10 protein-coding genes are annotated in these 11,858 nt (G+C 62.9%); 7 read left to right on the top strand and 3 right to left on the bottom strand.

Annotated elements, in window-relative coordinates:
* Window positions 1-67 precede the first annotated feature (67 nt).
* From A3M7_RS0132745 to A3M7_RS0132735, 3 genes are read left to right on the top strand one after another with little or no spacing between them, the layout of a single operon-like run.
* Window positions 68-1,111 (top strand): TAXI family TRAP transporter solute-binding subunit, encoded by a 1,044-nt coding sequence (locus A3M7_RS0132745; RefSeq protein WP_027547716.1) that lies wholly within the window; start codon window positions 68-70, stop codon window positions 1,109-1,111.
* On the top strand, window positions 1,108-1,728 hold the full coding sequence (locus tag A3M7_RS0132740; protein ID WP_027547715.1) for a hypothetical protein: 621 nt from the start codon (window positions 1,108-1,110) through the stop codon (window positions 1,726-1,728). The genes A3M7_RS0132745 and A3M7_RS0132740 overlap by 4 nt, the downstream gene beginning before the upstream one ends.
* A 35-nt stretch (window positions 1,729-1,763) precedes the next feature.
* A complete protein-coding gene (locus A3M7_RS0132735) occupies window positions 1,764-2,363 on the top strand; it encodes a DsrE family protein (protein ID WP_027547714.1) in 600 nt (199 codons plus the stop codon).
* 399 nt (window positions 2,364-2,762) lie between these two features.
* Here the strand turns inward: A3M7_RS0132735 and A3M7_RS0132730 are convergent, their stop codons facing one another.
* From A3M7_RS0132730 to A3M7_RS0132720, 3 genes are all read right to left on the bottom strand, one after another.
* Complete coding sequence (locus tag A3M7_RS0132730) at window positions 2,763-3,581, bottom strand: ATP-binding cassette domain-containing protein (protein WP_084302728.1); 819 nt, start codon at window positions 3,579-3,581, stop codon at window positions 2,763-2,765.
* Window positions 3,557-4,639, bottom strand: coding sequence for an ABC transporter permease (locus tag A3M7_RS0132725; RefSeq protein WP_027547712.1), 1,083 nt, complete (start codon window positions 4,637-4,639; stop codon window positions 3,557-3,559). Before A3M7_RS0132725 ends, A3M7_RS0132730 begins: the two co-directional genes overlap by 25 nt.
* Before the next feature lie 119 nt (window positions 4,640-4,758).
* On the bottom strand, window positions 4,759-5,778 hold the full coding sequence (locus tag A3M7_RS0132720) for a sugar ABC transporter substrate-binding protein (protein ID WP_049823814.1): 1,020 nt from the start codon (window positions 5,776-5,778) through the stop codon (window positions 4,759-4,761).
* Window positions 5,779-5,998: 220 nt separating this feature from the next.
* Between A3M7_RS0132720 and A3M7_RS0132715 the strand changes: the two genes are divergently transcribed.
* The 4 genes from A3M7_RS0132715 to edd all read left to right on the top strand — a co-directional run bounded on the left by A3M7_RS0132715 (window position 5,999) and on the right by edd (window position 11,720).
* Window positions 5,999-7,234: an ROK family transcriptional regulator gene (locus A3M7_RS0132715; protein ID WP_063629475.1), complete on the top strand. Its 1,236-nt coding sequence runs from the start codon at window positions 5,999-6,001 to the stop codon at window positions 7,232-7,234.
* 118 nt (window positions 7,235-7,352) lie between these two features.
* On the top strand, window positions 7,353-8,312 hold the full coding sequence (locus tag A3M7_RS0132705) for a carbohydrate kinase (protein ID WP_027547709.1): 960 nt from the start codon (window positions 7,353-7,355) through the stop codon (window positions 8,310-8,312).
* Between the two features lie 50 nt (window positions 8,313-8,362).
* Window positions 8,363-9,841 (top strand): glucose-6-phosphate dehydrogenase, encoded by a 1,479-nt coding sequence (zwf, locus tag A3M7_RS0132700; protein ID WP_027547708.1) that lies wholly within the window; start codon window positions 8,363-8,365, stop codon window positions 9,839-9,841.
* Between the two features lie 49 nt (window positions 9,842-9,890).
* Window positions 9,891-11,720, top strand: a complete 1,830-nt coding sequence (edd, locus tag A3M7_RS0132695; protein ID WP_027547707.1) for a phosphogluconate dehydratase — start codon at window positions 9,891-9,893, stop codon at window positions 11,718-11,720.
* The last annotated feature ends 138 nt before the right edge of the window (window positions 11,721-11,858 follow it).

Raw genomic sequence — 11,858 nt, 5'->3', positions numbered from 1 at the left:
AGCCGACATGCGCCATCAAGGATCGAAAGCGCAGACACGGATGCAGCGTGCGTAAAGGAGTTCGTTGATGAAAAGATTCATGGAATTGCAACGGCTGCTGTTGCTCGTGGCGCTCGCATCATTGCTCCTGGCCATTCAACCCTGGGCGGATGCGCGGCCGCAAGACATTCGGCCTCACAAGGTCCGTCTGGCACGGCCCGAGCCGCCGCAGCCAAGGCCTGAGGTGACCGCCATGAACGCCTGGACGATCGGCCTGGCCGGAGGTCTTCTCGAGGGCGCGCCGATCCGCCTGGCGGCGGAGATCGCGCGTGTGGTCGACGATGGGGATAACCTCCATGTGCTGCCGGTGGTCACCCGCGGGGCAACTGAAAACGTGAACTCCCTGCTCTATTTGCGAGGCATCGATGCGGCAATCATCAACTCCGACGCGCTCGAGGAGTACAAGAGCCAGGTGCCGGACATCCAGCGACGAATTGCGTATGTCCTGAATCTGTTCCCGTCCGAGCTGCATATCTTCGTTCGGCCGGAGATTCAGAGCTTGAGCGATCTCGCCGGCAAGAAGGTCAATTTCAATACGCAGGGCACCGCTGCGGCCTATTCGGGGCCGCTGATCTTCAGCCGCCTCAACCTCGAGGTGGAAAAGACGTTCATTCCGCACCAGATCGCGCTCGAGCAGATGCGCAAGGGCGAGATAGCAGCCGTTGTCTTCATTACATCGAAGCCGGTGGATGCCTTCGTGCGGGGGCGCTGGGAGCCGGGATTCAAGTTCCTGCCCCTCCCCTACGACGGCAGGTTCGAGGACTACTATCTTCCCGCTGCCCTCGGTGAAGCCGACTATCCCCGTCTGATCAAACCGGGCGAACGGGTTTCAACGATCGCGGTGCCGACCGCTCTGGTCGCATTCAACTGGCCGGCCAACTCGAACCGCTCCGAGCGCGTCGCGCGCTTCATCGACCACCTGTTCTCCCGGATCGACAGATTGCAGGCGCCCGGTTTCGACCCGAAGTGGAAATCCATCAACCTCGCTGCGACAGTCCCGGGTCTTGCGCGCGTCCCTGCGGCGCAGGCGTGGCTGGATCGCCAGCCCCGGGCAACACAAGCATCGCAATGAAACGCACCGCGGTCCTTCTTCTCATCGCACTCGGCGGTACAGGCGGCAATGCGTTGGCCCAGGATCCCATGACGCAGCTCCGTTCCTGCCTTCAGAAGGACCACGCCGAGCGCCTGGCGTGTCTGAATAAATTGACGCGTACCACCGCGCCTCAGCCTCGCCTGACGCCCGAAGACGACTGGATCGTCAGCCAGACGACCTCCCCCGTCGACTACTCACCGATCGCGACCGCCACGACATCGTCGCGCGGCGAGACCGGCGAATCCGCGATGCAATTATCGATCCGCTGTCGCGGCGGCCGGACGGAGCTGGCCCTCGCGGGCCCCGGCATCTCCCGCGGAGGCGGTGAGGATGCAATTTTCTATCGCGTCAATGACAATCCGGCGGTGCAGGTTGCGGCAGCCGTCCCGGCATTCGGTTCCGGCGTCGCGTTCACCGGGGACGTCGTTCGCTTGCTGCAGTCGCTTCCAGACAGCGGGGACCTCATTGTCCTTCTCTCACCACGGGGCGGCGCTGCCCGTGACGGAACGTTCTCCCTCGCCGGGCTGGACGCGGCGCGCGCGAAGATCGCCGCGGCGTGCAAATGGCCGCGCGCGATCGCGACACCAAATCATTGAAGGTGCGCTTATGATTTTCTTCGATGGAGGTAGTAATGATCAGACTTCAACATATTGGCAAAGCGGTCGTGATGGCAGCGATCGCCGTTCTGGTTTCCGCATCGTTTTCGGCCGCGGAGCAGGGCGGAAAATACTGGACGCCGGCGGACGGGCAACCCGTCCCGCATAAGGCGAGCCATGCAAGACAACAGGCAGCGAAGCCGACGACGGCGGCACGGAAAAACTCCGCGTTTGCCCGCATGGAGGATGCGGCCGCAGCCAAGAAAAGAGAACATCATTTGATCCTGCAGGTGAATACGAACGACCCCGCAGCGATGAATCTCGCGCTCAACAACGCAACCAATGTGACGCAGTACTACAAGGACGCAGGCGAGAAGGTGAAGATCGAGGTCGTCACGTTCGGGCCCGGCCTGCACATGCTGCGTGAAGACACCTCGCCGGTAAAGACGCGCATCGAAGAGATGGCCCTGAGCACGCCCGAGGTTTCGTTCAAGGCCTGCGGCAACACCCAGGAGAAGATGCAGAAGGCCGAGAACAAGGACATACCGATTGTTCGGCAGGCGGAGGTCGTGAAGTCGGGCGTCGTGCGCGTGATGGAATTGCAGGAGATGGGCTGGACCTACGTCAAACCGTAAGCCAGCCATGCCAGGATCGACCCAAACCAACCCCAGGTTTCCATCGGGGTCGCGTATTCAGGTGAAGCCCACGGCGGGCCCTCGCTTGGCTGGAAAGACCGGGAGGGTGGTTGGCGTTGGATACTACCCGAAGAGTCTGCGTGTGGTTCTCGACGGATCGAAGGCTCCGATTACTCTTCATGCGGACTATGTGGTCGCGATTGACGAGTGAACCGACAATTCACGTCCGGATTGATGGATGGCGACTCCCTCCTTGCCCACATCCGTCCGGCCGCATCACCTTCGCTCGTCCGCGCGCGAGCACGAAATCGCGGCGTTTCGCTTGCGCGACGGCGGAGCAATAACCCCGGTACTTTGGAAAAGCGTGGACCGGAGAGGCTTGTCCTCCCTCGAGTCCTGTCACGCCGCAACTTCGATGGGCGCCCGCGCGCCGGTCATGAAGGCGACCGCATCCGACATCGTGTATGCCTTGGGATCGATCACCGTGAGCCGCCGACCGAGTCGATGGATATGGATGCGATCGGCGATCTCGAACACATGCGGCATGTTGTGGCTGATCAAGACCACCGAAACGCCACGCCGTCGCACATCCAGGATCAATTCCAGCACACGACGCGATTCCTTGACCCCGAGCGCCGCGGTCGGCTCGTCCATGATCACCACGCGCGAGCCGAAGGCCGCGGCCCTTGCCACCGCCACGCCCTGGCGTTGACCGCCCGACAAGGTTTCGACGCGCTGGTTGATGCTCTGCACGGTCATGAGGCCAAGCTCGGTGAGCTTCTCGCGCGCGATGCGCTGCATGGCCTTGCGATCGAGCATGCGGCAGATCGTGCCGAGCGGACCCGATCGGCGCAGCTCGCGGCCGAGAAACATGTTGTCGGCGATCGACAAGCTCGGAGACAGTGCAAGCGTTTGATAGACCGTCTCGATGCCGGCCGCCTGGGCGTCGAGCGGCGAGCGGAACGCGACTGGCATGCCGGCCAGCTTGATCTCGCCGGCGTCCGGGACGAGCGCGCCCGAGAGCGCGCGGATCAGCGATGATTTTCCGGCGCCATTGTCTCCGATCACGGCCAGGATTTCGCCCGGATAGAGATCGAAGTCGGCGTGATCGAGTGCCGTCACGCGGCCATAGCGCTTGTTCAATCCGCGCGCCTGCAGGAGCGGTGTTACCCCGGGAACGTTCGGTCCTGCGCTCATGCCGACACCTTGCGAATCCATTGATCGAGGGCAACTGCGATGATGATCAGCCAGCCGACGGCGAATTCCTGCCAGAGCACGTCGACATCGGACAAGGCAAGCCCGTTGCGGAATACGCCGACGATGAGGGCGCCGATCAGCGTGCCGACAATCGAACCACGCCCGCCGAACAGGCTGGCACCACCGACGACCACCGCCGTGATGCTGTCCAAATTGGCCGTCTGGCCGGCCTGCGGGCTGATCGACCCAATGCGCCCGATCAATGCCCACGCACCGAGCGCGCAAATCACGCCGGCGATCACGTAGACGCTGAAGAGGATGCGGTCGGTTCGGATGCCGGCAAGCCGCGCCGCATCGGGATCGTCGCCCACCGCATAGAGATGGCGCCCGAAGGCTGTACGATTCAGCACGAACCAGATCAATGCCACGAGCCCGAGCATGAAGAAGGAGCCGTAGGTGAAACGGGCGCCAAAAATGTTCACCGACGTCCCCAGTGACTGGAGCAACGGGGCGATTTTCGCGACCTCCTGCGAACGGATGGTCTCGGACGCCGAATACCAGAGGTTGAGAGCGAAGAAGATCGACCACGTCCCAAGCGTTACGATGAAGGGCGGCAGCTTGAGCCGGGTCACGAGTGCACCGTTGACCACGCCGCAGCCGGCGCCTGCGGCGACACCGACAACGAACGCGATCGGAGCCGGCAGTCCCATGGTGACCGCGAGCTTGCCCATGATGACGGAGCACAACACCATGATGGCCCCAACCGACAAATCAATGCCGGCGGTGATCACGATCAACGTCTGCGCCGCCCCGATCACGCCGATGATCGTGACCTGCTGGATGATCAGCGACAGGTTGAACATCGACAGAAAACGCGAGCCGACGGTAAAGCCGAACGCCGCAACGCTGAGCAGGAGCACAATTGCCGGCACGGCCGTCGGATTGGCGTGCAGGAAGTGCTGAAGCTTCTGCAGCGGCGATCTTGCACGGACTTCGAATTCGGCCACGCGGCTCTCGCCCTTGTCGAGCACAAGCTCGAAGGCCTGGGCAGCGGGGCGGCTACTGCCGATATCAGTCATGGCCGTTTTCCTCGTTGCATGTGGAGACCTGCCAATCTCGGGCGAGCTTGCCCGGCGCTATCTGGCGCCCGGATAGCGGGCGCCAGTCCTTGCCATCGGCTACAAGTGAAAGAGTGGAATCAGCCCCAGCACTTCTTCAAGGCGGCGGCGCTGTCGATCGACGGCATCTCGCCGGCCGGCTTGTCGGTAACGAGCTCGACACCGGTGTTGACGAAGTCCAGGCCCGGCGAGGCCTTCGGCTTGCCGCCGCCAGAAGCGAAGGCCTTCACTGCCTCAACACCTTTCGCCGCCATCAGCAGCGGGAACTGCATGGAGGTGGCGCCGATGACGCCGTCCTTCACATTGCGCACGCCAGGGCAACCGCCGTCGACGGAAACGATCAGCACGTCCTTGTCGCGCCCGACCGAGCGCAGGGCCTCATAGGCTCCCGCCGCCGCAGGCTCGTTGATGGTGTAGACGAGCGAGATGCCGGGATCCTTCTGGAGCAAATTCTCCATCGCCTTGCGGCCGCCCTCCTCGCTGCCGAGCGTCACATCATGACCGACGATGCGCGCATCCTTCTCGTCACCGATCTTGGCGGGGTTGCCGAGATCAATGCCAAAGCCTTTCAGAAAGCCCTGGTCGCGGGCGACATCGACCGAAATCTGGTTCACGTTGAGGTCGAGCAGCGCAATCTTCGCCGATGCCGCCTTGGCCCCCAGCGTCTTGGCGGCCCATTGGCCGATCATCTGACCCGCCAGGAAATTGTCCGTTGCAAACGTCGCATCCGCCGCACTCGCCGGATCGAGCGGGGTATCAAGAGCAATGACCAAAATGCCGGCGGCCCGTGCCTTCTCGACAGCCGGAACGATGGCGCGGGAGTCGTTCGGTGTGATCAGGATGCCTTTGGCACCGGCGGCGATCAGGTTCTCAATGGCCGCCACCTGGCTCTCGTTGTCGCCGTCGACCTTTCCGGCAAACGAGCGCAACTCGACGTCATTCGCCTTCGCGGCCTCGTCGGCGCCGGCCTTCATCTTCACGAAGAACGGATTGGTGTTGGTCTTGGTGATGAGACCCACGATCGGTTTGTCGGCAGCGAAACTGCCGGTGGTGCCCAGAGCAAGCGCGAACGCTGTGAACAGTCCAAGTGAATGACGCATCTATTCCCTCTCCGTTGGACGTTTTTGTTGGCCTGCGCGGTTTCGACCGCGTGTAGCTGCCGATCCTAAGGAGCTGCGAACGGCTCTGTCAATAAATAAATCATCCCGATTTATTAATTGACGCAACCCTCAACTGCGTCCATTGTAGCGTGCCAACTGCCGGGGAATGGCCAACAGAACTGTCGCGACGACAGATTCCCGGAGTTTGGCGGAGCCGAGGATGGAAGAAACAGCACCGCTTGCGGGCGCTACGGTGGCTTTGCCCGGCGACAGCCGCGGCACCACCCAGACGGGCGTGCGACTGTACAACGAGCGCCTGATCCTTTCCCTTATTCGGCGCCATCGCAGTCTCGGCAAGGTCGAGATCGCACGCCTCACCGGCCTTTCGACTCAAACCACGACCGTGATCATCAATCGGCTGGAAGCCGATGGGCTGCTGCTTGCGGGCGAACCACAGCGAGGCCGCATCGGCCAACCCTCCGTCCCCTATTCGCTCAATCCGGACGGCGCTTTCGGTCTCGGGCTCATGATCGGCCGGCGCAGTTCCGATCTGGTGTTGATGGACTTCACCGCCGGCATCCGCGCCCGGCGACGCATGATCTATTCCTTCCCGACGCCCGAAGAGATCATGGCATTTGCGGAACGCGAGATGCCGGGCCTTGTCGCCGAACTGCCAGAAGCCCAGCACGGCAGGATCAGCGGCATCGGCGTCGCAATGCCATTTGAATTGTGGAACTGGGAAGCCGATCTGCAGACACCACCCGGCGCGCTCGACAAGTGGCGTGACTTCAACGTTGCCGCTGAACTGTCGCGCCGCTTCGCCCCTTGGCCGGTCCGCGTGTGCAACGACGCGACTTCGGCATGTGCGGCCGAACTCACCTTCGCTGCCGGCGCCGCGTACCGGGATTTCGCCTACTTCTACATCGGCGCCTTCATCGGCGGCGGCATCGTTCTGAATGGCAGCCTGTTCCCGGGTCGCAGCGGCAATGCCGGCGCGCTCGGGTCGATGCCGATCATGCGACGGGAGGAAAACGGTGAGACAAGCCTTCAGCAGTTGATCCGCACCGCCTCCATCTATCAGTTGGAGCGCCGCGTGATCGCCGCCGGTCAACGCGGCACCGACATCTGGCTCTCCCCCGACGATTGGTCGAGTTTTGCGGATCCGCTCGAAGCGTGGATTAACGCAACAGCGGAGGCGCTGGCGCAGGCCGTCGCTTCATTACTCGCCGTGATCGACTTTGAAGCCGTCATCATCGACGGGGCCTTTCCTATCGATGTGCGCCGCCGTCTCGTCGAGCGCACAAACGAACATTGGGCCCGCATGGACCGACAGGGCCTCACCGACGCTGCGGTGGTGGAAGGCTCGATCGGGCGTGATGCACGCGCAATCGGCGGTGCGGCCTTGCCGCTGCTCGCGGCGTTCGCTCGCGATTACGACGTCCTCTTCAAGGATTGAGCATGGTCACCGACATGGCTCTCCGCTTCGAGCGCAGCAACGTGCCTGGCGCCGATCCCCTTTTCAGCAAGCGCCGAACCGCCCAGAGGCTTGTCGTGATGAACCAGGGTGACGCATCGTGATTCTTGTCTGTGGCGAAGCCCTGATCGATCTGTTTGTGAGGGTGCCCGGCGGGCCGGAAATGTCGACCCATGCCGTTGCCGGTGGCTCTCCCTTCAATGTCGCTGTTGGCCTTGCTCGCCTCGGTGTTCGAACGGCCTTCCTGAGCGGCATCTCGCGCGATCATTTCGGCGCGTTCCTCGCGGACCGCCTCGCTCGCGAAGGTGTGGACGGCCGTTTTCTCGTGCGCACCGATCGGCCTTCCCCTATTTCGATCGTGGCGACCGCCGATGACGGCCAGCCGAACTACACTTTCCATGGCGAAGGTGCAGCAGATCGCTCGCTCCTGCTCGCTCATCTGCCCGGCGCGTTGCCCGACGACATCAGGGCTTTGACCTTCGGTTCCTATTCCATGGCCGTCGAGCCGGTCGGCACCACGTTTGCCGCGCTCGCCCAACGCGAACATGGGCGTCGCGTCATCAGCGTTGATCCGAACGTCCGTTCGACCGTCGTCGGCGACATGAAAAGCTGGGTCGTCGCCGCGGAACGCTTCTACCGGACGGCGACAATGATCAAGGCGAGTGACGAGGACGTTCGCCTTGCATGGGGTGGTCGTTTCTCAATTGCCGATGCGGCCGCCTACTGGCAAAAGTGCGGCGCGCGCCTGGTCGTGGTGACCGAGGGAGCGAAGGGGGCAACCGCCTTCTCCGCCACTGGAAGCGTATCGGTCCCCGGTCGCTCAGTGGTCGTGCGCGACACCGTGGGCGCCGGCGACACATTCCACGCCGCGCTGCTTGCGCAGCTTGCCAAAACCGGGCGGCTCCATCCCGACGCCATCGCGGCGCTCGACCAGGCGGCGATCCGCGAATTGCTCACTTACGGGATGGCCGCCGCCGCCGTCACGGTTTCACGCGATGGCGCCGACTTGCCGACCACCGCCGATATCGATGGGAGCACGCAGCCATGCTTGACAGAGTGACGGACGCAATGCGGCACATCAGCAGGGATCGAATTGAGCAAGGCTCCGGTCTGACCAGCCGCGTCATCCCGGTGGCTCCCTTCGTCCTGACGGTTTTCGGCGCGACAGGCGATCTCGCGCGCCGCAAGCTGTTGCCGGCGCTGTTTAGGCGCGATTTTGCGGGCCAGCTGCCGGATGAAGCAGCCATTATAGGCGTCGCGCGCGGCGCAATGTCGCGGGATGATTTCCTCGCTGTGATGCGCGCGTCGATCCTGAAGCATGTGCCGGCATCGGAAACGGCGGGACCCGAACTCGATCGCTTCCTGGCCCGCATCTCCTACATGGCTGCCGATGCAGAAGGCGAGAACGGTTGGACCGAACTCGCAGCCGCCCTGTCGGCCTACGCCGACCGCGTTCAGGTCCATTATCTGGCGACGGCCCCGCATCTATTCGGACCAATCTGCGAAAGGCTGGGGCATTACGGTCTTTCGAAAGGCGATTCCCGCATCGTTATCGAGAAGCCGATCGGCAAGGATCTCGAATCCGCAATCAGGTTCAATCAGACCGTCGGCATGATTTTTCCGGAGGAACGCGTCTACCGTATCGATCACTATCTCGGCAAGGAGACAGTGCAGAATTTGATGGCACTACGGTTCGCCAACGCATTGTTCGAACCGCTGTGGAATGCCGCCCACATCGACCATGTGCAGATTACGGTCGCCGAATCCATCGGCGTAGAGGAACGCGGCACGTACTACGACAAGTCCGGCGCCCTGCGCGACATGGTTCAGAATCACCTTCTACAACTGCTCTGCCTGGTGGCGATGGAGCCGCCACATTCGCTCGAAGCCGACGCCGTACGCGACGAGAAGCTCAAGATCCTGAAATCGCTCGAGCGCATCGATGAGACAAACGCGGCATTCCTGACGGTCCCGGGTCAATACCGCGCCGGCGCATGCAGCGGCGTTGCGGTTCCGGGTTATGTGGAAGAGATCGACAATCGCCAGAGCCCGACCGAAACCTTCGTCGCGCTCAAGGTCGCCGTTGCGAACTGGCGCTGGACCGGCGTTCCCTTTTACCTGCGCACAGGAAAGCGACTGCAGCAGCGCAGTTCCGAGATCGTCGTGACCTTCAGGAAAGTTCCGCATTCGATCTTCAATTCGGATTGCGGAAAGGCTTTGCAGACACGGCTCGTGATCCGCCTGCAGCCGGACGAGGGAATCAAGCTCTGGCTGATGATCAAGGAGCCTGGATCGGGCGGCATGCGGTTGCAGTATGTCCCCCTCGACATGAGCTTCGCGGAAGCATTCGACGTCTCGGTGCCTGACGCTTACGAGCGGCTCCTGATGGATGTGGTCCGCGGAAACGCCACCTTGTTCATGCGACGGGACGAAGTGGAAGCGGCATGGCGCTGGATCGATCCGATCCGTCAGGCATGGAGCCAGATCAATGATCTCCCGCGTCCCTACGTCGCCGGCAGCTGGGGCCCCTCCGCTGCCGTCGCACTGATCGAACGCGACGGCCGGACATGGATGGAGGACGGTCCGTGACCACGGAGCAGCGCATCGCCGATGCTCAGTCCGCAAACGGGAGGCTTGTATGACCATCGAAGCAAGGATCAATGCGCGGGTTGCCGAGGTAACGGATCGCATCGCTCGGCGCAGTCACGACTGCCGAGCACGCTATCTCGACCGCATTGCGAACGCGGCGAGCACGCCTGTGCGGCGGCGACTGGGATGCGCCAACCAGGCTCATGCCTTCGCGGCTTGCGGGGGGCGCGACAAGCAGCTGATGCAGGATGGCCACGTCCCCAGTCTCGGAATTGTCACGGCCTACAACGATATGCTCTCGGCCCACCAGCCCTACGAGCGTTTCCCTGAACTCATCCGGCAGAGCGCACGCGCAGCCGGTGGTGTTGCCCAGGTCGCGGGCGGCGTTCCGGCGATGTGCGACGGCATCACGCAAGGCGAAGCTGGAATGGAGCTCTCGCTGTTCTCGCGCGAGGTCATCGCCTTGTCCACCGCGGTCGCGCTGTCGCATCAGACCTTCGACGCCGCGGTGTTTCTCGGCATATGCGACAAGATCGTGCCAGGTCTCGTCATCGGCGCGCTCTCGTTCGGGCATTTGCCTGCGGTCTTCATTCCATCCGGTCCGATGACTTCGGGCCTTGCCAACGACGCGAAAGCGAAAATCCGGCAGGCTTACGCCGAAGGAAAGCTGGGTCGCGAGGCTTTGCTGGAAGCGGAGGCGAAGGCCTACCATGGCGCGGGGACTTGTACCTTTTACGGGACCGCCAATACCAACCAGATGCTGATGGAGATCATGGGCCTGCAGCTGCCGGGCGCATCATTCGTGAACCCGAACACACCTTTGCGCGATGCGCTGACTGTCGCAGCGACCGAGCGAGCATTGGACATCACCTCGCTCGGCAATCAATACATCCCGATTGGCCGCGTGCTCGACGAGCGCGCCTTCGTCAACGGCATCGTGGGCCTGCACGCCACCGGCGGCTCGACCAATCTGACGCTGCATCTGGTTGCCATGGCTGCGGCGGCCGGCCTCACCCTGACCTGGGACGACTTCGCCGACCTCGCCCGGGTGACGCCGCTGATCGCGCGGATCTATCCCAACGGCTCAGCAGACGTGAACCATTTCCATGCCGCCGGCGGAATGAGCTTCTTGATCCGCGAATTGCTTGCTGCGGGGCTCCTGCACCGCGACGTCCTGACCGTTTGCGGCGAAGGGCTCGATGCGTACTTGCAGGAGCCGCTGCTCGATGCCGAGGGCAAGCTGACCTGGCGCGAAGGACCGGCTGGAACCGGCGATTCTGCCGTGCTTCGCGGCACCACTGACCCGTTCCAAACGGCCGGCGGCCTTCAGGTCCTGACGGGCAATCTCGGGCGCGCGGTCGTCAAGACGTCTGCGGTCGCACCGCAACGCCATGTCATCGAAGCCCCGGCTCGCGTCTTCGATTCCCAGGACGAACTGCAGCGGAGCTTCGCCGCGGGTGAGCTCGCGGGTGATATGATCGCGGTGATACGCTTCCAGGGTCCGAAGGCGAACGGCATGCCGGAGCTGCACAAGCTGATGCCGCTCCTTGGCGTGCTTCAGGATCGCGGACTGAAAGTCGCGCTTGTCACAGATGGGCGGCTTTCAGGCGCCTCGGGTAAGGTTCCTGCAGCCATTCACGTCACTCCTGAAGCAGCGGATGGCGGTGCGATTGCGCGGCTCCGTGATGGCGACGTCATTCGGCTCGACGCCGTCACCGGTCAGCTTGACGTACTCGTCACCCCGAGCGAGTTGGCCGCGCGAGCCTGTGCGCAAGCCGATCTCTCCACGATGCATGTCGGGATCGGCCGTGAACTCTTCGGCTTCTTCCGCGAGCGCGTCAGTTGCGCGGATCGCGGCGCAAGCGTTTTTGTAGCGTAGGCGCAAGAAGCGGGCGCAGCGAGCCCGCTGATGACGAGGCGCATGATTTGCTGGAAAAATCAGCGTCCATTCCGACAACTGAGCCCCCAAGCCAGCATCGAAATCGCAACGGGTTTTCTCTTCGTCGGAATGCTGCCG

This window comes from Bradyrhizobium sp. WSM2254 (assembly GCF_000472645.1).
GTDB classification, from domain to species: Bacteria; Pseudomonadota; Alphaproteobacteria; order Rhizobiales; family Xanthobacteraceae; genus Bradyrhizobium; species Bradyrhizobium niftali.
This window is presented reverse-complemented; position numbering and strand designations above follow the sequence as displayed.

Excerpts from the sequence above, each read along its gene's own strand:
- A3M7_RS0132740 (WP_027547715.1), top strand. The coding sequence starts at position 1,108 with ATGAAACGCACCGCGGTCCTTCTTCTCATCGCACTCGGCGGTACAGGC.
- A3M7_RS0132720 (WP_049823814.1), bottom strand. The coding sequence starts at position 5,778 with ATGCGTCATTCACTTGGACTGTTCACAGCGTTCGCGCTTGCTCTGGGC.
- A3M7_RS0132735 (WP_027547714.1), top strand. The coding sequence starts at position 1,764 with ATGATCAGACTTCAACATATTGGCAAAGCGGTCGTGATGGCAGCGATC.
- edd (WP_027547707.1), top strand. The coding sequence starts at position 9,891 with ATGACCATCGAAGCAAGGATCAATGCGCGGGTTGCCGAGGTAACGGAT.
- A3M7_RS0132730 (WP_084302728.1), bottom strand. The coding sequence starts at position 3,581 with ATGGATTCGCAAGGTGTCGGCATGAGCGCAGGACCGAACGTTCCCGGG.
- A3M7_RS0132745 (WP_027547716.1), top strand. The coding sequence starts at position 68 with ATGAAAAGATTCATGGAATTGCAACGGCTGCTGTTGCTCGTGGCGCTC.
- A3M7_RS0132715 (WP_063629475.1), top strand. The coding sequence starts at position 5,999 with ATGGAAGAAACAGCACCGCTTGCGGGCGCTACGGTGGCTTTGCCCGGC.
- A3M7_RS0132725 (WP_027547712.1), bottom strand. The coding sequence starts at position 4,639 with ATGACTGATATCGGCAGTAGCCGCCCCGCTGCCCAGGCCTTCGAGCTT.